This is a genomic window from Desulforhopalus glucosivorans, assembly GCF_054397165.1.
This window is the reverse complement of record NZ_AP044854.1, coordinates 3,089,424-3,114,889: the sequence shown is the minus strand read 5'-3', so window position 1 is coordinate 3,114,889 and position 25,466 is coordinate 3,089,424. Positions and strand designations below refer to the sequence as shown.

At 45.0% G+C, this 25,466-nt stretch carries 6 protein-coding genes; 1 reads left to right on the top strand and 5 read right to left on the bottom strand.

Translation table 11 applies throughout. The features are described 5' to 3' along the window. Positions 1-106: 106 nt before the first annotated feature. The 5 genes from ACX6CI_RS13530 to ACX6CI_RS13510 form a co-directional block, all read right to left on the bottom strand. Positions 107-19,114, bottom strand: a complete 19,008-nt coding sequence (locus ACX6CI_RS13530) for an Ig-like domain-containing protein (RefSeq protein ID WP_458774174.1) — start codon at positions 19,112-19,114, stop codon at positions 107-109. A gap of 251 nt (positions 19,115-19,365) precedes the next feature. Further along, complete coding sequence (locus ACX6CI_RS13525) at positions 19,366-21,327, bottom strand: EAL domain-containing protein (protein WP_458774173.1); 1,962 nt, start codon at positions 21,325-21,327, stop codon at positions 19,366-19,368. A gap of 58 nt (positions 21,328-21,385) precedes the next feature. Then, on the bottom strand, positions 21,386-22,066 hold the full coding sequence (locus tag ACX6CI_RS13520; RefSeq protein WP_458774172.1) for a transglutaminase-like cysteine peptidase: 681 nt from the start codon (positions 22,064-22,066) through the stop codon (positions 21,386-21,388). A gap of 206 nt (positions 22,067-22,272) precedes the next feature. Next, the gene (locus ACX6CI_RS13515; protein ID WP_458774171.1) at positions 22,273-23,790 is read right to left on the bottom strand and encodes a M12 family metallo-peptidase; all 1,518 of its coding nucleotides are present in this window, start codon (positions 23,788-23,790) and stop codon (positions 22,273-22,275) included. Between the two features lie 715 nt (positions 23,791-24,505). Then, positions 24,506-24,946 carry an AP2 domain-containing protein gene (locus ACX6CI_RS13510; protein WP_458774170.1) on the bottom strand — a complete coding sequence of 147 codons (441 nt, stop codon included), beginning with the start codon at positions 24,944-24,946 and terminating at the stop codon, positions 24,506-24,508. A 322-nt stretch (positions 24,947-25,268) separates the two neighbouring features. On the opposite strand from ACX6CI_RS13510, the gene ACX6CI_RS13505 reads away from it, so the two are divergent. Further along, positions 25,269-25,457, top strand: coding sequence for a hypothetical protein (locus ACX6CI_RS13505; RefSeq protein WP_458774169.1), 189 nt, complete (start codon positions 25,269-25,271; stop codon positions 25,455-25,457). The last annotated feature ends 9 nt before the right edge of the window (positions 25,458-25,466 follow it).

Below are 25,466 nucleotides of genomic sequence, written 5' to 3'. Positions count from 1 at the left end.
CGCACTAACCTCCACGTTAGTACGGCTTTTTCTTTTCAAAGTTTCAAAAAACACACCATCCTCCCCCCTGGCATACCGGGTGTACACCAGGGGTTGGAGTACGATGTTAACCAATCGGAGTCCCGTCATCGGTGAAGATAGTAGTCTTATCTTCTTCACCGACATCATTCGTAATAGTGACTTCAGTCGTACTGTCATTTTTGTCAACGAGTGTTGCTGAAGTTTCACCAGCCCCCCCTTCTGTCACAGTGTATTCATCATTCTCATCGACAATTGTTACTGTGTTGTCAACCGTATCATCGTCTGGCGTGCCAGGGTCACTTGAAAATTCAAGCGTATTATCTGAGTCTGTCATATCAATTACATCTTCAACAGATAATGTGACACTTTGCGAGTCGGTTTCATTCAACTGAATTACTTCAATATTAGAGAGCTCCAGATTTGCCAGTTGACTAAAATCGATATCCGGATCAGAAATTATTAAGGTGTCTACACCTTCCCCACCATCTATAGATGTATCATTAGCGTCAAAATAAATAATGTCGTCACCTGCGCCAGCATTAATAACATCTGCGCCGGGGTTACTTCCGAAGGTGTCATTCCCGTCACCACCGACAGGCGTATCGGTGTCTCCACCACCAATTGAAATTGTTAGTGTAGAAGTGGCAACGTCTCCGTCACCATCGGTAATACTGTAGGTGAATTCCTGAGAGAGAAGTTCATCTTGCTCAAGGCTGTCTTTAGTTTCCCGATTAACGGTAAACTGGTAGGTTCCGTCTTCATTGGCAATAAGGTCCCCATAGTCGCTCGAAACATTGTCCCATGTAACGACGCCATCCGTACCGTCGGCACCCGCTTCGGTTAGTACACTTCCGGTAAGTTCGGGAAGTGGGTCAGTCGAAGTAATTGCAGCAACGATCTGGAAGTGATTGGATGCACTTTCATCTGTCTTAATTTCAGAAACCGGTGTTCGTGTTTGATCGTCGGGATCGACAAAACCTTCAATGCTCACTGTATAACTCTGTCCAGCCAGGTCGAATGTTACAGTTTGGCTTGGTAAGGTAATGATGTCACGGGGGTCCGCGCCATCGTTAGGTGTTTCATTGTGATCCATGTCAATGGTGAAGTTTACGGTTTGCGAGACTCCATTGACGTCAACATCCATTGAGATACTCATCTCAATTGTATCCAGAGTTGATGAATTGGAATAAATTGGCCAGTTTTCATGGCTGAAGTCACCAATTATGAATAGATCTCCAGCTGAAACCTGCTGACCTGCAGGAGATGTGAAATCAACGTTATCAACTAACTCATACCCTGACTTTCCTGAACCAGTTGCAGGGGTCCCCCAGTAAATCGAATCAATTTTAGCATCAGTGTCTGTATTCAATTGAGTTACAGAATTAGTTCCTCCAAGAAATACCGAATTCTGGAAACCACTAGCAAGATTGCTTATGGAAATTGTATCTACAGGTACTGAAACATGGGCAATTGAAGGTAAGGCAATAGGGGCATCATCAATCACATTAATGGTCAAGGATGCAGTTGCACTAACACCGTCAACATTGGTAACGGTGTAGGTGAAGTTTTCTACATCATCTACACCTTTTTCAGTTTTAGCGGAAAGTGTGTATACATAATCTCCAGCTGCACGATCAGAGCCATCAAACGTTCCCTCCACAGTGAAGACCTTTAAGGTTCCATGGTCAGTATTAACGGTGATAACTCCATCAACATCATCTGCTAACTGGCCGTTAACACTTTCCACAGAGGCTCTGTCTATAGTAGTTGAAGAACCACTTAACAAGTTGCCATCTGTTATTTCAATGTCAGTTTCAGCCTCAGTTCCAGTAACAAGTCCAGCTTCATCTACCTGATCTATATAATTTTCAATTATAGGATCCGCAGTTGGATCTCCTTTACCAATGATTGTTATAGTAGCAGTAGCTGTGTCTGTTGCACCTAATTCATCTGTAATCGTGTATTCAAATGAATCTGTAGCAACCTCTCCAGCTTCGAGGTCATCAAAGGCACCATTAGGATCATAGCTAAAGGTGCCATCTGCGTTAGCAACTACAGTTGCGCCACTAGTTAAGGTCGCCGTTGTCCCTATTGGTGTGCTATCGATAGCTGTCACCGTGAATTCGTCGCCTTCTGGATCAATGTCATTGGCACGAAGGCTTACACTTGAGTCTATAGTTAACGTTGTGTCTTCTGTTGTCTGATATACACCGTTGGCAGAAGCTGGTCCTGTCGCAGAAAAACCGGTAATAAAGTAATCTGAATCATCTGATCCACCGCTACCATCAGCGTAGGCTAATGCTGTGAATTTCACACTGTCGAAAACATAATCTCCTGTATCTATGGGAATCTCACTTCTTGTGTTACCAGAATCAAGGCTGATAACTCCGGTAGCGACGGCAGTACCATTGCTATAGGCGATCCAACGACCTTGTTCGCCGCCACTTTCTGTAGCGTAAAGTCGTGATACATCAAATAGGGCTTGGTTGACATTTCCATTAAGCTCAATAAGAACAGCCTCGGACTTACCAGTTGTTGAGTCATATTCGATCTGATCTGGGATTCCTCCGGAAAGTCTAGGGCTTCCAGCTACGCCAAGTACGTTGTCGTTATTGTTGACAGTATCTGCACCTGTGTAAAGGATAGGGTTGCCATTAACGTCAGTTGTGTTGCCATTAATGTCATACCCTGTGATTTTGATTTGCTGGCCAGTACTGTCGTTGTTATACCAGCTATCAAGAGGAGTTGGGTTGTCAGGGTTGTCGCTTGCTCTGTCAGCGAGATATACCGAATACTTGGAGCCGGCCGTGGGTGGGTCGTCTTCTGCAATGACATTATTATCTATGATGGTACCAATACCTGTATCAGTAGCATCATTAACAAATGTACTGGTTGTAGAACCCTGTAGAACAACAGTTTCAGGTCTTTCTATAATTGTGTCATCAATTACCGCAACCCGCACTTGCACGGCTGTAGCATCACCAGGCAGAGTTACATCGCCTGCAACCGCCTGCCAGCTGGTACCGTCAAAATATTCGAGAGTGCTGGAGTAATCATCACCACTAGTCGCAGTACCGGCAGTAGAAAGAGTTACATCGACATCTTCAGCGACAGCATTGCTTAAGCCTACGGTATACTCAAGATAGTTTCCATCAGCTTCTACAACGGTAGTCGCATCAGTGATGACGAGATCTGCAGTGATGGCAACAGAATAGTCTTCCGTATCGGTCGCAGTTGCAGTATTCCCGGCGTTATCAGTAGTGGTAACCGAGGCATCAATGGTTGTATCTGGATCAGCAGTAAGTTCAGCACCAGGAACGTCAATAGAGAACGCTCCTCCAGTTGCAGTACCCGTATAGGTGTTGCCATTCACCGTAAGAGTTACGGTATCTCCATCCTGAACATCTCCACCAACGGTACCCGTGATAGGAATATCGGTACCTTCTTCAGTAGCGTTAATGATATCGTCATCAGTGATATTAGCATCGAGGGTAATTTCTGCAGTGATGCCAGTATCAACAGAATAGTCTTCCGTATCGGTCGCAGTTGCAGTATTCCCGGCGTTATCAGTAGTGGTAACCGAGGCATCAATGGTTGTATCTGGATCAGCAGTAAGTTCAGCACCAGGAACGTCAATAGAGAACGCTCCTCCAGTTGCAGTACCCGTATAGGTGTTGCCATTCACCGTAAGAGTTACGGTATCTCCATCCTGAACATCTCCACCAACGGTACCCGTGATAGGAATATCGGAACCTTCTTCAGTAGCGTTAATGATATCGTCATCAGTGATATTAGCATCGAGGGTAATTTCTGCAGTGATGCCAGTATCAACAGAATAGTCTTCCGTATCGGTCGCAGTTGCAGTATTCCCGGCGTTATCAGTAGTGGTAACCGAGGCATCAATGGTTGTATCTGGATCAGCAGTAAGTTCAGCACCAGGAACGTCAATAGAGAACGCTCCACCAGTTGCAGTACCCGTATAGGTGTTGCCATTCACCGTAAGAGTTACGGTATCTCCATCCTGAACATCTCCACCAACGGTACCCGTGATAGGAATATCGGAACCTTCTTCAGTAGCGTTAATGATATCGTCATCAGTGATATTAGCATCGAGGGTAATTTCTGCAGTGATGCCAGTATCAACAGAATAGTCTTCCGTATCGGTCGCAGTTGCAGTATTCCCGGCGTTATCAGTAGTGGTAACCGAGGCATCAATGGTTGTATCTGGATCAGCAGTAAGTTCAGCACCAGGAACGTCAATAGAGAACGCTCCTCCAGTTGCAGTACCCGTATAGGTGTTGCCATTCACCGTAAGAGTTACGGTATCTCCATCCTGAACATCTCCACCAACGGTACCCGTGATAGGAATATCGGTACCTTCTTCAGTAGCGTTAATGATATCGTCATCAGTGATATTAGCATCGAGGGTAATTTCTGCAGTGATGGCAGTATCAACAGAATAGTCTTCCGTATCGGTCGCAGTTGCAGTATTCCCGGCGTTATCAGTAGTGGTAACCGAGGCATCAATGGTTGTATCTGGATCAGCAGTAAGTTCAGCACCAGGAACGTCAATAGAGAACGCTCCTCCAGTTGCAGTACCCGTATAGGTGTTGCCATTCACCGTAAGAGTTACGGTATCTCCATCCTGAACATCTCCACCAACGGTACCCGTGATAGGAATATCGGTACCTTCTTCAGTAGCGTTAATGATATCGTCATCAGTGATATTAGCATCGAGGGTAATTTCTGCAGTGATGGCAGTATCAACAGAATAGTCTTCCGTATCGGTCGCAGTTGCAGTATTCCCGGCGTTATCAGTAGTGGTAACCGAGGCATCAATGGTTGTATCTGGATCAGCAGTAAGTTCAGCACCAGGAACGTCAATAGAGAACGCTCCACCAGTTGCAGTACCCGTATAGGTGTTGCCATTCACCGTAAGAGTTACGGTATCTCCATCCTGAACATCTCCACCAACGGTACCCGTGATAGGAATATCGGTACCTTCTTCAGTAGCGTTAATGATATCGTCATCAGTGATATTAGCATCGAGGGTAATTTCTGCAGTGATGGCAGTATCAACAGAATAGTCTTCCGTATCGGTCGCAGTTGCAGTATTCCCGGCGTTATCAGTAGTGGTAACCGAGGCATCAATGGTTGTATCTGGATCAGCAGTAAGTTCAGCACCAGGAACGTCAATAGAGAACGCTCCACCAGTTGCAGTACCCGTATAGGTGTTGCCATTCACCGTAAGAGTTACGGTATCTCCATCCTGAACATCTCCACCAACGGTACCCGTGATAGGAATATCGGTACCTTCTTCAGTAGCGTTAATGATATCGTCATCAGTGATATTAGCATCGAGGGTAATTTCTGCAGTGATGGCAGTATCAACAGAATAGTCTTCCGTATCGGTCGCAGTTGCAGTATTCCCGGCGTTATCAGTAGTGGTAACCGAGGCATCAATGGTTGTATCTGGATCAGCAGTAAGTTCAGCACCAGGAACGTCAATAGAGAACGCTCCACCAGTTGCAGTACCCGTATAGGTGTTGCCATTCACCGTAAGAGTTACGGTATCTCCATCCTGAACATCTCCACCAACGGTACCCGTGATAGGAATATCGGTACCTTCTTCAGTAGCGTTAATGATATCGTCATCAGTGATATTAGCATCGAGGGTAATTTCTGCAGTGATGGCAGTATCAACAGAATAGTCTTCCGTATCGGTCGCAGTTGCAGTATTCCCGGCGTTATCAGTAGTGGTAACCGAGGCATCAATGGTTGTATCTGGATCAGCAGTAAGTTCAGCACCAGGAACGTCAATAGAGAACGCTCCACCAGTTGCAGTACCCGTATAGGTGTTGCCATTCACCGTAAGAGTTACGGTATCTCCATCCTGAACATCTCCACCAACGGTACCCGTGATAGGAATATCGGTACCTTCTTCAGTAGCGTTAATGATATCGTCATCAGTGATATTAGCATCGAGGGTAATTTCTGCAGTGATGGCAGTATCAACAGAATAGTCTTCCGTATCGGTCGCAGTTGCAGTATTCCCGGCGTTATCAGTAGTGGTAACCGAGGCATCAATGGTTGTATCTGGATCAGCAGTAAGTTCAGCACCAGGAACGTCAATAGAGAACGCTCCTCCAGTTGCAGTACCCGTATAGGTGTTGCCATTCACCGTAAGAGTTACGGTATCTCCATCCTGAACATCTCCACCAACGGTACCAGTGATAGGAATATCGGTACCTTCTTCAGTAGCGTTAATGATATCGTCATCAGTGATATTAGCATCGAGGGTAATTTCTGCAGTGATGCCAGTATCAACAGAATAGTCTTCCGTATCGGTCGCAGTTGCAGTATTCCCGGCGTTATCAGTAGTGGTAACCGAGGCATCAATGGTTGTATCTGGATCAGCAGTAAGTTCAGCACCAGGAACGTCAATAGAGAACGCTCCTCCAGTTGCAGTACCCGTATAGGTGTTGCCATTCACCGTAAGAGTTACGGTATCTCCATCCTGAACATCTCCACCAACGGTACCCGTGATAGGAATATCGGTACCTTCTTCAGTAGCGTTAATGATATCGTCATCAGTGATATTAGCATCGAGGGTAATTTCTGCAGTGATGGCAGTATCAACAGAATAGTCTTCCGTATCGGTCGCAGTTGCAGTATTCCCGGCGTTATCAGTAGTGGTAACCGAGGCATCAATGGTTGTATCTGGATCAGCAGTAAGTTCAGCACCAGGAACGTCAATAGAGAACGCTCCTCCAGTTGCAGTACCCGTATAGGTGTTGCCATTCACCGTAAGAGTTACGGTATCTCCATCCTGAACATCTCCACCAACGGTACCCGTGATAGGAATATCGGTACCTTCTTCAGTAGCGTTAATGATATCGTCATCAGTGATATTAGCATCGAGGGTAATTTCTGCAGTGATGGCAGTATCAACAGAATAGTCTTCCGTATCGGTCGCAGTTGCAGTATTCCCGGCGTTATCAGTAGTGGTAACCGAGGCATCAATGGTTGTATCTGGATCAGCAGTAAGTTCAGCACCAGGAACGTCAATAGAGAACGCTCCTCCAGTTGCAGTACCCGTATAGGTGTTGCCATTCACCGTAAGAGTTACGGTATCTCCATCCTGAACATCTCCACCAACGGTACCAGTGATAGGAATATCGGTACCTTCTTCAGTAGCGTTAATGATATCGTCATCAGTGATATTAGCATCGAGGGTAATTTCTGCAGTGATGGCAGTATCAACAGAATAGTCTTCCGTATCGGTCGCAGTTGCAGTATTCCCGGCGTTATCAGTAGTGGTAACCGAGGCATCAATGGTTGTATCTGGATCAGCAGTAAGTTCAGCACCAGGAACGTCAATAGAGAACGCTCCACCAGTTGCAGTACCCGTATAGGTGTTGCCATTCACCGTAAGAGTTACGGTATCTCCATCCTGAACATCTCCACCAACGGTACCCGTGATAGGAATATCGGTACCTTCTTCAGTAGCGTTAATGATATCGTCATCAGTGATATTAGCATCGAGGGTAATTTCTGCAGTGATGGCAGTATCAACAGAATAGTCTTCCGTATCGGTCGCAGTTGCAGTATTCCCGGCGTTATCAGTAGTGGTAACCGAGGCATCAATGGTTGTATCTGGATCAGCAGTAAGTTCAGCACCAGGAACGTCAATAGAGAACGCTCCACCAGTTGCAGTACCCGTATAGGTGTTGCCATTCACCGTAAGAGTTACGGTATCTCCATCCTGAACATCTCCACCAACGGTACCCGTGATAGGAATATCGGAACCTTCTTCAGTAGCGTTAATGATATCGTCATCAGTGATATTAGCATCGAGGGTAATTTCTGCAGTGATGGCAGTATCAACAGAATAGTCTTCCGTATCGGTCGCAGTTGCAGTATTCCCGGCGTTATCAGTAGTGGTAACCGAGGCATCAATGGTTGTATCTGGATCAGCAGTAAGTTCAGCACCAGGAACGTCAATAGAGAACGCTCCACCAGTTGCAGTACCCGTATAGGTGTTGCCATTCACCGTAAGAGTTACGGTATCTCCATCCTGAACATCTCCACCAACGGTACCCGTGATAGGAATATCGGTACCTTCTTCAGTAGCGTTAATGATATCGTCATCAGTGATATTAGCATCGAGGGTAATTTCTGCAGTGATGGCAGTATCAACAGAATAGTCTTCCGTATCGGTCGCAGTTGCAGTATTCCCGGCGTTATCAGTAGTGGTAACCGAGGCATCAATGGTTGTATCTGGATCAGCAGTAAGTTCAGCACCAGGAACGTCAATAGAGAACGCTCCTCCAGTTGCAGTACCCGTATAGGTGTTGCCATTCACCGTAAGAGTTACGGTATCTCCATCCTGAACATCTCCACCAACGGTACCAGTGATAGGAATATCGGTACCTTCTTCAGTAGCGTTAATGATATCGTCATCAGTGATATTAGCATCGAGGGTAATTTCTGCAGTGATGCCAGTATCAACAGAATAGTCTTCCGTATCGGTCGCAGTTGCAGTATTCCCGGCGTTATCAGTAGTGGTAACCGAGGCATCAATGGTTGTATCTGGATCAGCAGTAAGTTCAGCACCAGGAACGTCAATAGAGAACGCTCCACCAGTTGCAGTACCCGTATAGGTGTTGCCATTCACCGTAAGAGTTACGGTATCTCCATCCTGAACATCTCCACCAACGGTACCCGTGATAGGAATATCGGTACCTTCTTCAGTAGCGTTAATGATATCGTCATCAGTGATATTAGCATCGAGGGTAATTTCTGCAGTGATGGCAGTATCAACAGAATAGTCTTCCGTATCGGTCGCAGTTGCAGTATTCCCGGCGTTATCAGTAGTGGTAACCGAGGCATCAATGGTTGTATCTGGATCAGCAGTAAGTTCAGCACCAGGAACGTCAATAGAGAACGCTCCACCAGTTGCAGTACCCGTATAGGTGTTGCCATTCACCGTAAGAGTTACGGTATCTCCATCCTGAACATCTCCACCAACGGTACCCGTGATAGGAATATCGGTACCTTCTTCAGTAGCGTTAATGATATCGTCATCAGTGATATTAGCATCGAGGGTAATTTCTGCAGTGATGCCAGTATCAACAGAATAGTCTTCCGTATCGGTCGCAGTTGCAGTATTCCCGGCGTTATCAGTAGTGGTAACCGAGGCATCAATGGTTGTATCTGGATCAGCAGTAAGTTCAGCACCAGGAACGTCAATAGAGAACGCTCCACCAGTTGCAGTACCCGTATAGGTGTTGCCATTCACCGTAAGAGTTACGGTATCTCCATCCTGAACATCTCCACCAACGGTACCCGTGATAGGAATATCGGTACCTTCTTCAGTAGCGTTAATGATATCGTCATCAGTGATATTAGCATCGAGGGTAATTTCTGCAGTGATGGCAGTATCAACAGAATAGTCTTCCGTATCGGTCGCAGTTGCAGTATTCCCGGCGTTATCAGTAGTGGTAACCGAGGCATCAATGGTTGTATCTGGATCAGCAGTAAGTTCAGCACCAGGAACGTCAATAGAGAACGCTCCACCAGTTGCAGTACCCGTATAGGTGTTGCCATTCACCGTAAGAGTTACGGTATCTCCATCCTGAACATCTCCACCAACGGTACCCGTGATAGGAATATCGGTACCTTCTTCAGTAGCGTTAATGATATCGTCATCAGTGATATTAGCATCGAGGGTAATTTCTGCAGTGATGCCAGTATCAACAGAATAGTCTTCCGTATCGGTCGCAGTTGCAGTATTCCCGGCGTTATCAGTAGTGGTAACCGAGGCATCAATGGTTGTATCTGGATCAGCAGTAAGTTCAGCACCAGGAACGTCAATAGAGAACGCTCCACCAGTTGCAGTACCCGTATAGGTGTTGCCATTCACCGTAAGAGTTACGGTATCTCCATCCTGAACATCTCCACCAACGGTACCCGTGATAGGAATATCGGAACCTTCTTCAGTAGCGTTAATGATATCGTCATCAGTGATATTAGCATCGAGGGTAATTTCTGCAGTGATGGCAGTATCAACAGAATAGTCTTCCGTATCGGTCGCAGTTGCAGTATTCCCGGCGTTATCAGTAGTGGTAACCGAGGCATCAATGGTTGTATCTGGATCAGCAGTAAGTTCAGCACCAGGAACGTCAATAGAGAACGCTCCTCCAGTTGCAGTACCCGTATAGGTGTTGCCATTCACCGTAAGAGTTACGGTATCTCCATCCTGAACATCTCCACCAACGGTACCAGTGATAGGAATATCGGAACCTTCTTCAGTAGCGTTAATGATATCGTCATCAGTGATATTAGCATCGAGGGTAATTTCTGCAGTGATGGCAGTATCAACAGAATAGTCTTCCGTATCGGTCGCAGTTGCAGTATTCCCGGCGTTATCAGTAGTGGTAACCGAGGCATCAATGGTTGTATCTGGATCAGCAGTAAGTTCAGCACCAGGAACGTCAATAGAGAACGCTCCTCCAGTTGCAGTACCCGTATAGGTGTTGCCATTCACCGTAAGAGTTACGGTATCTCCATCCTGAACATCTCCACCAACGGTACCCGTGATAGGAATATCGGTACCTTCTTCAGTAGCGTTAATGATATCGTCATCAGTGATATTAGCATCGAGGGTAATTTCTGCAGTGATGCCAGTATCAACAGAATAGTCTTCCGTATCGGTCGCAGTTGCAGTATTCCCGGCGTTATCAGTAGTGGTAACCGAGGCATCAATGGTTGTATCTGGATCAGCAGTAAGTTCAGCACCAGGAACGTCAATAGAGAACGCTCCACCAGTTGCAGTACCCGTATAGGTGTTGCCATTCACCGTAAGAGTTACGGTATCTCCATCCTGAACATCTCCACCAACGGTACCCGTGATAGGAATATCGGTACCTTCTTCAGTAGCGTTAATGATATCGTCATCAGTGATATTAGCATCGAGGGTAATTTCTGCAGTGATGCCAGTATCAACAGAATAGTCTTCCGTATCGGTCGCAGTTGCAGTATTCCCGGCGTTATCAGTAGTGGTAACCGAGGCATCAATGGTTGTATCTGGATCAGCAGTAAGTTCAGCACCAGGAACGTCAATAGAGAACGCTCCTCCAGTTGCAGTACCCGTATAGGTGTTGCCATTCACCGTAAGAGTTACGGTATCTCCATCCTGAACATCTCCACCAACGGTACCCGTGATAGGAATATCGGTACCTTCTTCAGTAGCGTTAATGATATCGTCATCAGTGATATTAGCATCGAGGGTAATTTCTGCAGTGATGCCAGTATCAACAGAATAGTCTTCCGTATCGGTCGCAGTTGCAGTATTCCCGGCGTTATCAGTAGTGGTAACCGAGGCATCAATGGTTGTATCTGGATCAGCAGTAAGTTCAGCACCAGGAACGTCAATAGAGAACGCTCCACCAGTTGCAGTACCCGTATAGGTGTTGCCATTCACCGTAAGAGTTACGGTATCTCCATCCTGAACATCTCCACCAACGGTACCCGTGATAGGAATATCGGTACCTTCTTCAGTAGCGTTAATGATATCGTCATCAGTGATATTAGCATCGAGGGTAATTTCTGCAGTGATGCCAGTATCAACAGAATAGTCTTCCGTATCGGTCGCAGTTGCAGTATTCCCGGCGTTATCAGTAGTGGTAACCGAGGCATCAATGGTTGTATCTGGATCAGCAGTAAGTTCAGCACCAGGAACGTCAATAGAGAACGCTCCACCAGTTGCAGTACCCGTATAGGTGTTGCCATTCACCGTAAGAGTTACGGTATCTCCATCCTGAACATCTCCACCAACGGTACCAGTGATAGGAATATCGGTACCTTCTTCAGTAGCGTTAATGATATCGTCATCAGTGATATTAGCATCGAGGGTAATTTCTGCAGTGATGCCAGTATCAACAGAATAGTCTTCCGTATCGGTCGCAGTTGCAGTATTCCCGGCGTTATCAGTAGTGGTAACCGAGGCATCAATGGTTGTATCTGGATCAGCAGTAAGTTCAGCACCAGGAACGTCAATAGAGAACGCTCCACCAGTTGCAGTACCCGTATAGGTGTTGCCATTCACCGTAAGAGTTACGGTATCTCCATCCTGAACATCTCCACCAACGGTACCCGTGATAGGAATATCGGTACCTTCTTCAGTAGCGTTAATGATATCGTCATCAGTGATATTAGCATCGAGGGTAATTTCTGCAGTGATGCCAGTATCAACAGAATAGTCTTCCGTATCGGTCGCAGTTGCAGTATTCCCGGCGTTATCAGTAGTGGTAACCGAGGCATCAATGGTTGTATCTGGATCAGCAGTAAGTTCAGCACCAGGAACGTCAATAGAGAACGCTCCACCAGTTGCAGTACCCGTATAGGTGTTGCCATTCACCGTAAGAGTTACGGTATCTCCATCCTGAACATCTCCACCAACGGTACCCGTGATAGGAATATCGGTACCTTCTTCAGTAGCGTTAATGATATCGTCATCAGTGATATTAGCATCGAGGGTAATTTCTGCAGTGATGGCAGTATCAACAGAATAGTCTTCCGTATCGGTCGCAGTTGCAGTATTCCCGGCGTTATCAGTAGTGGTAACCGAGGCATCAATGGTTGTATCTGGATCAGCAGTAAGTTCAGCACCAGGAACGTCAATAGAGAACGCTCCTCCAGTTGCAGTACCCGTATAGGTGTTGCCATTCACCGTAAGAGTTACGGTATCTCCATCCTGAACATCTCCACCAACGGTACCCGTGATAGGAATATCGGAACCTTCTTCAGTAGCGTTAATGATATCGTCATCAGTGATATTAGCATCGAGGGTAATTTCTGCAGTGATGGCAGTATCAACAGAATAGTCTTCCGTATCGGTCGCAGTTGCAGTATTCCCGGCGTTATCAGTAGTGGTAACCGAGGCATCAATGGTTGTATCTGGATCAGCAGTAAGTTCAGCACCAGGAACGTCAATAGAGAACGCTCCACCAGTTGCAGTACCCGTATAGGTGTTGCCATTCACCGTAAGAGTTACGGTATCTCCATCCTGAACATCTCCACCAACGGTACCCGTGATAGGAATATCGGAACCTTCTTCAGTAGCGTTAATGATATCGTCATCAGTGATATTAGCATCGAGGGTAATTTCTGCAGTGATGGCAGTATCAACAGAATAGTCTTCCGTATCGGTCGCAGTTGCAGTATTCCCGGCGTTATCAGTAGTGGTAACCGAGGCATCAATGGTTGTATCTGGATCAGCAGTAAGTTCAGCACCAGGAACGTCAATAGAGAACGCTCCACCAGTTGCAGTACCCGTATAGGTGTTGCCATTCACCGTAAGAGTTACGGTATCTCCATCCTGAACATCTCCACCAACGGTACCCGTGATAGGAATATCGGAACCTTCTTCAGTAGCGTTAATGATATCGTCATCAGTGATATTAGCATCGAGGGTAATTTCTGCAGTGATGCCAGTATCAACAGAATAGTCTTCCGTATCGGTCGCAGTTGCAGTATTCCCGGCGTTATCAGTAGTGGTAACCGAGGCATCAATGGTTGTATCTGGATCAGCAGTAAGTTCAGCACCAGGAACGTCAATAGAGAACGCTCCACCAGTTGCAGTACCCGTATAGGTGTTGCCATTCACCGTAAGAGTTACGGTATCTCCATCCTGAACATCTCCACCAACGGTACCCGTGATAGGAATATCGGAACCTTCTTCAGTAGCGTTAATGATATCGTCATCAGTGATATTAGCATCGAGGGTAATTTCTGCAGTGATGCCAGTATCAACAGAATAGTCTTCCGTATCGGTCGCAGTTGCAGTATTCCCGGCGTTATCAGTAGTGGTAACCGAGGCATCAATGGTTGTATCTGGATCAGCAGTAAGTTCAGCACCAGGAACGTCAATAGAGAACGCTCCTCCAGTTGCAGTACCCGTATAGGTGTTGCCATTCACCGTAAGAGTTACGGTATCTCCATCCTGAACATCTCCACCAACGGTACCCGTGATAGGAATATCGGTACCTTCTTCAGTAGCGTTAATGATATCGTCATCAGTGATATTAGCATCGAGGGTAATTTCTGCAGTGATGGCAGTATCAACAGAATAGTCTTCCGTATCGGTCGCAGTTGCAGTATTCCCGGCGTTATCAGTAGTGGTAACCGAGGCATCAATGGTTGTATCTGGATCAGCAGTAAGTTCAGCACCAGGAACGTCAATAGAGAACGCTCCACCAGTTGCAGTACCCGTATAGGTGTTGCCATTCACCGTAAGAGTTACGGTATCTCCATCCTGAACATCTCCACCAACGGTACCCGTGATAGGAATATCGGTACCTTCTTCAGTAGCGTTAATGATATCGTCATCAGTGATATTAGCATCGAGGGTAATTTCTGCAGTGATGCCAGTATCAACAGAATAGTCTTCCGTATCGGTCGCAGTTGCAGTATTCCCGGCGTTATCAGTAGTGGTAACCGAGGCATCAATGGTTGTATCTGGATCAGCAGTAAGTTCAGCACCAGGAACGTCAATAGAGAACGCTCCACCAGTTGCAGTACCCGTATAGGTGTTGCCATTCACCGTAAGAGTTACGGTATCTCCATCCTGAACATCTCCACCAACGGTACCAGTGATAGGAATATCGGTACCTTCTTCAGTAGCGTTAATGATATCGTCATCAGTGATATTAGCATCGAGGGTAATTTCTGCAGTGATGGCAGTATCAACAGAATAGTCTTCCGTATCGGTCGCAGTTGCAGTATTCCCGGCGTTATCAGTAGTGGTAACCGAGGCATCAATGGTTGTATCTGGATCAGCAGTAAGTTCAGCACCAGGAACGTCAATAGAGAACGCTCCACCAGTTGCAGTACCCGTATAGGTGTTGCCATTCACCGTAAGAGTTACGGTATCTCCATCCTGAACATCTCCACCAACGGTACCCGTGATAGGAATATCGGAACCTTCTTCAGTAGCGTTAATGATATCGTCATCAGTGATATTAGCATCGAGGGTAATTTCTGCAGTGATGGCAGTATCAACAGAATAGTCTTCCGTATCGGTCGCAGTTGCAGTATTCCCGGCGTTATCAGTAGTGGTAACCGAGGCATCAATGGTTGTATCTGGATCAGCAGTAAGTTCAGCACCAGGAACGTCAATAGAGAACGCTCCACCAGTTGCAGTACCCGTATAGGTGTTGCCATTCACCGTAAGAGTTACGGTATCTCCATCCTGAACATCTCCACCAACGGTACCAGTGATAGGAATATCGGTACCTTCTTCAGTAGCGTTAATGATATCGTCATCAGTGATATTAGCATCGAGGGTAATTTCTGCAGTGATGGCAGTATCAACAGAATAGTCTTCCGTATCGGTCGCAGTTGCAGTATTCCCGGCGTTATCAGTAGTGGTAACCGAGGCATCAATGGTTGTATCTGGATCAGCAGTAAGTTCAGCACCAGGAACGTCAATAGAGAACGCTCCACCAGTTGCAGTACCCGTATAGGTGTTGCCATTCACCGTAAGAGTTACGGTATCTCCATCCTGAACATCTCCACCAACGGTACCCGTGATAGGAATATCGGAACCTTCTTCAGTAGCGTTAATGATATCGTCATCAGTGATATTAGCATCGAGGGTAATTTCTGCAGTGATGCCAGTATCAACAGAATAGTCTTCCGTATCGGTCGCAGTTGCAGTATTCCCGGCGTTATCAGTAGTGGTAACCGAGGCATCAATGGTTGTATCTGGATCAGCAGTAAGTTCAGCACCAGGAACGTCAATAGAGAACGCTCCTCCAGTTGCAGTACCCGTATAGGTGTTGCCATTCACCGTAAGAGTTACGGTATCTCCATCCTGAACATCTCCACCAACGGTACCCGTGATAGGAATATCGGTACCTTCTTCAGTAGCGTTAATGATATCGTCATCAGTGATATTAGCATCGAGGGTAATTTCTGCAGTGATGCCAGTATCAACAGAATAGTCTTCCGTATCGGTCGCAGTTGCAGTATTCCCGGCGTTATCAGTAGTGGTAACCGAGGCATCAATGGTTGTATCTGGATCAGCAGTAAGTTCAGCACCAGGAACGTCAATAGAGAACGCTCCTCCAGTTGCAGTACCCGTATAGGTGTTGCCATTCACCGTAAGAGTTACGGTATCTCCATCCTGAACATCTCCACCAACGGTACCCGTGATAGGAATATCGGTACCTTCTTCAGTAGCGTTAATGATATCGTCATCAGTGATATTAGCATCGAGGGTAATTTCTGCAGTGATGGCAGTATCAACAGAATAGTCTTCCGTATCGGTCGCAGTTGCAGTATTCCCGGCGTTATCAGTAGTGGTAACCGAGGCATCAATGGTTGTATCTGGATCAGCAGTAAGTTCAGCACCAGGAACGTCAATAGAGAACGCTCCACCAGTTGCAGTACCCGTATAGGTGTTGCCATTCACCGTAAGAGTTACGGTATCTCCATCCTGAACATCTCCACCAACGGTACCCGTGATAGGAATATCGGTACCTTCTTCAGTAGCGTTAATGATATCGTCATCAGTGATATTAGCATCGAGGGTAATTTCTGCAGTGATGCCAGTATCAACAGAATAGTCTTCCGTATCGGTCGCAGTTGCAGTATTCCCGGCGTTATCAGTAGTGGTAACCGAGGCATCAATGGTTGTATCTGGATCAGCAGTAAGTTCAGCACCAGGAACGTCAATAGAGAACGCTCCACCAGTTGCAGTACCCGTATAGGTGTTGCCATTCACCGTAAGAGTTACGGTATCTCCATCCTGAACATCTCCACCAACGGTACCCGTGATAGGAATATCGGAACCTTCTTCAGTAGCGTTAATGATATCGTCATCAGTGATATTAGCATCGAGGGTAATTTCTGCAGTGATGCCAGTATCAACAGAATAGTCTTCCGTATCGGTCGCAGTTGCAGTATTCCCGGCGTTATCAGTAGTGGTAACCGAGGCATCAATGGTTGTATCTGGATCAGCAGTAAGTTCAGCACCAGGAACGTCAATAGAGAACGCTCCTCCAGTTGCAGTACCCGTATAGGTGTTGCCATTCACCGTAAGAGTTACGGTATCTCCATCCTGAACATCTCCACCAACGGTACCCGTGATAGGAATATCGGTACCTTCTTCAGTAGCGTTAATGATATCGTCATCAGTGATATTAGCATCGAGGGTAATTTCTGCAGTGATGGCAGTATCAACAGAATAGTCTTCCGTATCGGTCGCAGTTGCAGTATTCCCGGCGTTATCAGTAGTGGTAACCGAGGCATCAATGGTTGTATCTGGATCAGCAGTAAGTTCAGCACCAGGAACGTCAATAGAGAACGCTCCACCAGTTGCAGTACCCGTATAGGTGTTGCCATTCACCGTAAGAGTTACGGTATCTCCATCCTGAACATCTCCACCAACGGTACCAGTGATAGGAATATCGGTACCTTCTTCAGTAGCGTTAATGATATCGTCATCAGTGATATTAGCATCGAGGGTAATTTCTGCAGTGATGGCAGTATCAACAGAATAGTCTTCCGTATCGGTCGCAGTTGCAGTATTCCCGGCGTTATCAGTAGTGGTAACCGAGGCATCAATGGTTGTATCTGGATCAGCAGTAAGTTCAGCACCAGGAACGTCAATAGAGAACGCTCCACCAGTTGCAGTACCCGTATAGGTGTTGCCATTCACCGTAAGAGTTACGGTATCTCCATCCTGAACATCTCCACCAACGGTACCCGTGATAGGAATATCGGAACCTTCTTCAGTAGCGTTAATGATATCGTCATCAGTGATATTAGCATCGAGGGTAATTTCTGCAGTGATGCCAGTATCAACAGAATAGTCTTCCGTATCGGTCGCAGTTGCAGTATTCCCGGCGTTATCAGTAGTGGTAACCGAGGCATCAATGGTTGTATCTGGATCAGCAGTAAGTTCAGCACCAGGAACGTCAATAGAGAACGCTCCACCAGTTGCAGTACCCGTATAGGTGTTGCCATTCACCGTAAGAGTTACGGTATCTCCATCCTGAACATCTCCACCAACGGTACCCGTGATAGGAATATCGGAACCTTCTTCAGTAGCGTTAATGATATCGTCATCAGTGATATTAGCATCGAGGGTAATTTCTGCAGTGATGCCAGTATCAACAGAATAGTCTTCCGTATCGGTCGCAGTTGCAGTATTCCCGGCGTTATCAGTAGTGGTAACCGAGGCATCAATGGTTGTATCTGGATCAGCAGTAAGTTCAGCACCAGGAACGTCAATAGAGAACGCTCCACCAGTTGCAGTACCCGTATAGGTGTTGCCATTCACCGTAAGAGTTACGGTATCTCCATCCTGAACATCTCCACCAACGGTACCAGTGATAGGAATATCGGTACCTTCTTCAGTAGCGTTAATGATATCGTCATCAGTGATATTAGCATCGAGGGTAATAGATACTTGCAGTTGGGAAGCGACAGTTTCGGGACCGCTAATTTCAGTGTCCGGTGTGTTATCGTTCGGTGTGTTATCGTCTAGTGTGTTATCGTTCTGTATATTATTGGCTGGAATAATTGATGCTAGGGGTTCTACAACCTCTTCATCAGGCTCATCACCTACATATTGTGTATATTCGAAATTTGTTTGGTCGTTATCTGTATCTAAGAGGTAGGTTCCAACATCTCCTTTGGAATCATCACCTGAATAATAACCTGTTTGAAAGTCATAGGTTTCATCAAGTGCCCCCGCAGCGGGCTCGTCTGTGATGTCACCAATGTCTCCACCTTCTTCGAGGGTTTGAACGATAGCTTCCTGCAGTGCTTCAACATCCTGAACAACGGCATCACGAGGATCTATGTTACTTGTCACAGACTCATCAAGTAATAATTGGTCACTCTCTCCAAGAGATACAATCTGTCCGTCAGCTTGTATTATAGAGATGCTTGATCCGGTGGCGGTTTCAATGATTTCGTTTTCAAAGACGATATCACCAACATTGAGATCTCGAACCTGACCGTCTGCTGTTTTTGCAGTTGCAGTACCTGAAAGTGCTTGAATTTTCCCAACTTGAGCCATGATTTACCTCGTGTTTCTATTTATAATGCAGAGCGATGTGGGCTCTGATGTATGTCGATATTACTATTGTGCGAAAAATTTATTACTTATCCGGATTATTGTATGACGTTTCTTCCTCGAAGTTAATTGTACTAAAGTACAATTTTCAGTTTTAAGGATGAGAAACAAACTGTGTAGTAAGATAGCAAAGGGAAGGAAGGAAACTATCCAGTGCTGAGAACCGATTATTCTCAGCACTGGAGGGTATGACGTTACTCCTCGAGTCTGGTTGGTCTGGCAAAAAGATAGCCCTGAAGTGCGTCTATGTTCATCTCGAGTAGCATCTTCTTTTGGTTTTCTTTCTCCACACCTTCTGCAATGACCAGGATATCGAGGCTGTGTGCAACGCCTGCCAGTGCTTCAATAAAGAAGCCACTGTCACCATGGTCGCGTTCAAGCTCTTTTGTGAATCCCCTGTCAATTTTGACATATTTAGGGCGAAGAGATTTTAAATATCCAAAGTTAGAAAAAGACTGTCCAAAATGATCAAGACCAATTGAGTGGCCTAGCTTTTGAACCTCTGTTGAAAAGTGTTTTACAAATTCGATGTGCTGCACCGCTCCAAATTCAGGAAACTCGAATATAATATGAGGACTGTTTTCTTGTAGTTTGCCAAGCTCAGAGAGCACCCATTGTACAAAACTTGGATCTGCAAGAGATGAGGGGGAAACATTGACAGCAATGGTCTGCATTTTTTTCAGTATTGACTGTTGCGTAAAAATTTTGTGAAGTATGACCTGATCAAGCTTTGAGATGAGTTGCAAACGCTCTGCAAGAGGGACAAATATACCGGCACTTTCCATTTCGCCTGAATTCAGTACGATACGAGAAAGCAGCTCCTGATGGATAACAGTGTCTTCGTTATGGTTGCTAACAACGGGTTGGCTATATAGAACTATATTTCCGCTGGACAGTACGGTTTCAAGGGTTTCCCTCCACCACAGTTTTCCCTTGATGACCTGCTTGTCGTCTTTTGAACAAGGTTTGATAATCCATTTGTTGGGGCCCTTCTGGCGTGCCACCTGCAACGCGTTATCTGCTTCGGCTAGCAGTTTTGGCAGGGTAGGAGGATGTTCAAAAAACACGCCTCCTATATGAGCAAGATTATCTGAATGGCTTAGGTTCTCAACAGCTAAACGACTCACATTTGTTATGAGTTTTTTGGCCATTTCAATGGCGTCTGATGAGTTGACCTGGGACATGAATATGGCGAAATCGCCCCCAGCCAGCCGCGCCAGAGCCACGTCTTTTATTATCTGTGTTTCCTGTTGTAGTATCTTTCCTATTTTTTGTAGGAGGGCATCTCCTGCTTCATACCCAGATGTCTCGTTTACTTTTTGTAAGTTGTCAATCTGAAGCATTAGTAGGGCACCTCTTACATCGTTTCGACCCATTTCTAGCCTGGCCTCAACCTGAGCGTGCATATAACGCCGGTTGCCAAGACCCGTTAGCTGATCTTTGTAGGCCTTTTGGCGCAACCGCTCTGCAACCTTGGCTTGCTGTGAAAACATTTCACGGACCTGAGTGGTCATACGATTCATTGACAAAACTACCTGTCGAAGTTCTCGTGTCTTAGGAAGCTCTTCTTGGATTGGGTACTCTTTTCGGCAGATGGCTTCAGCCTGTTGTTCGACATGCTTAAGTGGTTTAAGAAGAAGACGAAGACCGCGGCTGCCCAGGAAAAGAATGATTGAACCAGCAAGAAGAAAATAAACACTTATTCGAACCATAGTTTTCCAGATTGTCAGGTAGGCAAGGCCAGGATGGCTTTCAATATATATTGTTCCTGCCTGAGTCCAACCTGCCATTACAAGTGCTTGTGCCCTTGGTGACTCAATGGAAATAAGGTCAATAAACCAATTTGGCACACCTTCGATTTCAACCGCTAAAACACGTTCAGTTATAATGCTATCATTAGTATCTTTTAAGCTGATCACTCTATAATAGCCGCGGTCAAAGACTGCATTTATCATTGTTTCAACCGTTGGAAGATCGTTTTCTGCCATTATTGGTGAAAGAGAAAGGCCAAGGGAGGTTGCAGTATCCTGAGCATGGGATTCCAGTTGGGTAACCAAAAATGACCTGGTGCTCTGTAGCTTTTCAATCCAGACTCCAAGAAAAAGAATTCCCACTAAAAAAACAGTGAATAAAAAGAGTTGTTTGTGAAGTGTCATAGGATAATCCTTTTGTACCTTAAAAAATTCATTCGAAGACTACGTTAACCGTGGGAGTTTATTTTAAGCCATCGGGCATTCTGTTAAGGAGTGTCCTCCATCGCCTGAGTCTATCACTGTTACCAACTTTTTGTCCCTTGCCTCGGGATTTAGCAAGCCATAAACCAGAGCCGTTAAAACTATATACTGGGACAAGATCTTGTCTCTTGGTCGCAGGCAGTATAGCACCGTTGATGTTATCGAGCACCAAGGGTATTGCTCCAGGCGTACTGAAATATGTTACGACCATGTGAGCCTGGTTAAGATGCACGGCTTTAACATATGTCATGTTTATTTTTGTTTCTGAAACCCCTAAAGCCTTAATAGTAAAGTACTTTGCCAATGAAAAATCTTCGCAATCCCCCCCACCAGAAGAAAGAAATTCAACAGGAGTTGCCCAGTAATCTGATTTTTTCCAGTGTGAGATGTCATCGACAAACTGCATCTGATTGAAAAATGCATTAACTTTTTCAAGTTTTTCCCTATCAGTGAGTTGTGAGTTTTCACGGATTAAGGACTGCCAGGATAATAGACGGCGTTTGGCGGATTCTCCGTATTGAGTCTTTGCTGAATCCAGGAGATCTTGCGGAAGTGTGAACAGACTACTGCTTTGCCCCATACCAATAATACAGAGAATGAGGATACAAATAAGGGCTGCCTTTGCAGGAGCAGAGCAATCTGTATGAAAATCTCTAAACAAAAATACGTAACCACGTTAGTTGCCACTCTCAATAAAAAACACACTGTTCTCTGCTGAGGTAGGAAGGTTAATTGTGAAGTACTATGAGTAGCTTAGAGGAAGATAGAAAAAAAATCCAATTATGGAGGGTAAATAATTATTCGCTATGAGCGAAATATCGCACCTTGGCAGGTAAAGATATGTATTTAGATACAACTCCAGCTTGATTATTCTTTACTGTTTTGAAGACTGTATATTGCTTCAGCAAGTCCGAGTTTGCCATCGTTATCTATGTCTTGGAGAGAGTCAACTGTTCCCGTGATGGCATTGCCACTGAGAAGTATAAGTGCTTTTAGTGTGTCTGTACTATTTGTTTCTCCATCACCGTCAACATCTGCAGAATATTTAGCAGACATAAAGGAGGCAACTGAGGTGGCAGTATTATTTAATGAGAGGGCATTGTTGGCAGAGTTAGCAAGATCTTCGCTGAGGCCACAAGCTATAGCGGGTGGGCCCGCATCACAGGTTATATCAGGATTAGAAAAATAATCGATTTCAGGCTTGATATAGCTCATTACCGTACCAAAATTATCGCTTATACCAAAACCATACGAGTAGCTGTAAGCACCAGGGACGAGATTGCCATAGTAATCTTTGGCATTATCCCGATCATGGGCTGAACCCATATTGTGGCCAAGCTCATGGGCCAGACTCTGTTCTGAGCAGTAATAGGTGTATGAACCAGATGTTTCACTGCCATCGCTAACCACAGAATAACCATATGGGGTAAAGCCTGAGTTGTCCTTAAATAGGTATGCGATACCACAACCGTTGTGGTTGTCCTTGTCGTAGGGACGAATAAAGCTGACAAGATCAGCTCCATGTTGTTGTCGAAGTGATTCTATTTCGGAAAAAACGTCATCTACTGGATCATTTATTTCTATAGGCCGCATGGCAGATAAGGCGCTACTATTACTTGTATCGTCAGGATAAGAGCTTTGGACAGTGTGCACTATTCTAAGGTAAATATCTATATTACTGTTGGCGTAAAGGGTATTTGCAAATGTGACGAGGTAACTTAATCTCGTAGTCAAGGCGTCTCCCGGATACTCTGTTGCAAAACCGTCAGAATAAACAATCATAAGATCTATAGTGGTTTTACCGCTGATTGAAGGCGCAGAGCTTACCATAGTGGGCGTGATTGAATTGGAGGGCTCGGTGTTACTCGTATTATTCTCAGTATGTATCTGTGGCACTACTGCGTCATCCCTGAGCTTTGGTACCAACGCAGTACCTGGACCATTTAGGTCAACAAGAGTTGTTTTTCCAGCCTTTATAGTAAACGTATAGGTTGTTTTCGGTGCCTGAATTCGTCCAAAAGTTATTGATTCACCAGCTGTAGCTGTTAGTTGGTATGAACCTTTCTCTCCTTTGTGTGTACCTGATAAAGAGGTTGTCCCATCGCTGTTTACATGCCTTGTATCTATGGAGATGACAATCGGTTCTTGGTCTGCACCTTTAAAAATAAATTCTTCACCTTGTTTCAGAGATTGAAGCTCAGTAGTCTTAATAGTAGCCTTTGCAGGAGAGGGCAAAGAGTGTTGTTGGATGGCTTGGCTGGGTGACATCTCCGATTGGGTACTGGTGCCGTGGTCTACTGTTAATTTATCAGGTTCTTCAGAACAGGAGGTTAAAAACAGAAAAGTGGTGGCAAAGAGAAGAGAAGCGTAACTGGTCAACGACATACTGAACCTTTTTAAAAATTATTCATAACAAGTATTAATATTTCAGCTACAGCCCAAAGAAATAATAGCCTACCGATGGACAATAGCTGACTGTTATCTATTTTAGCAGATAAACTCAAAAAGCGTTAGCACTCTAATTCTGATATGTAATTGGTTATTTCGTTTGCTTGAGCATCCGTCTAACTAACGCACTAGAAGCCACAGATGAAAACGGTATAGTTTGAGTATGGGGTGAGCATACTTCCCGGCACGTAGAATTTTGTGTTTGGAATGAACAGGGGATGCCCCCCCAGCAATTGTTAATAGAATTTTTCAACGTAATTTTAGTACAAAAGAAGGTACAGGGCAGAGAATTGGAACTTTTTCGATGAAATTATTTGATTAAGATATTCCTGGGGCTAAGTATTCTCTTAATACATCTAACTCCGATAAACTGGATAAGTACCTCCAAGGTCACGCTATGTTCACTTATCTGGAAGTAATTTTTAGTTCGTATTGTTAAAAGGTTCTTCAGTTTTCTCGGAGTCTACGCTAGCTGTTTTTTATGACAGCTTTTTTCTTAAGTCTAGTGTGTAAATCAACTAAAAAAGTAGCCACAGGTATCAGTAACAGGGCCTTAAATCGAGGTGTTGAAACCGTTTTAATGGAAACTGGCTGAACATCAAAACCTCGAAGACTTGATACCATGGTTGTAGAATTTTTATTTGGGTTACATTTATACTTCCAATCGGTCACGTTCTTTCTGCTGGCGAATTGAACATGCTCGTTGAAATGCATTTTTCTTTCCATGCTTTTTGATGGAGACTGAGGTTTTGCCTTGTTTTCCCAGTTTATTTACCCAGCTAACTTCATATCGATTCAACTGGTCATTGAGACGTACGCCAACGACACCAGTGCTAGATTTAGTGGTGGTGACGATATGCTTGTTTGTCCGGGGTTTTCCGATCGAATCTTCTTTTTTGTTGCGCCATGATATGGCGGATAAGAGGCTGGAATATCGCCCACCACATTTTTTATCGGAAAAAAATTTGGAGTGAGTCTTTCCCTGATATCGTACTCGCACATACCAACCATGTGTACGCTTCGATTCCTGATCGATTCTGGCAATGTCTTTATGTTTTTCAAGTTCAAGTTGCTGCTGTTTTTCGTCATTCATAGGTCTTCTCTAGTTTAATTTGATGTATTTTTTTCCTTACATATTAAAAAATCCGCTGATCAGCTGGTGTATAAAAAACTGATCCCTTTAACTGTTGCATGAAGTAAAGCACGTATGGTGCCAGTTTGAAGATTAACGTACAATAGGTGTAGTTCCAGTGAGTTGAGCTAAAGGACTTAGATAGTTGGTGTTGATGGAATTACGGTAGTGTAATTAAAGAACGTTGTGGTAGTTTAAATTCCCATCGGTATAGGTTGGGAACTGTTAACCTCTCTTAAAAGATTAATCTGCTACAGGTTTGGAGAAGGTGACTAAACATAATATGTCCAAATCACTTTATGAGGTATTTAAAAAGCGTTATGAGTTGCGACATCCAGAACTTGACGATGTTCTTTGGCATACCTTAAATTCTCGCAAAGCTGGCTGTCGTGTTGATGGTCAATTTCAAAGTATTGGAAAGATGACATTATACCTATGCAAGAAAGCAGAGGTTTCAGTGGTTGGTGTATGAAGATCCCGG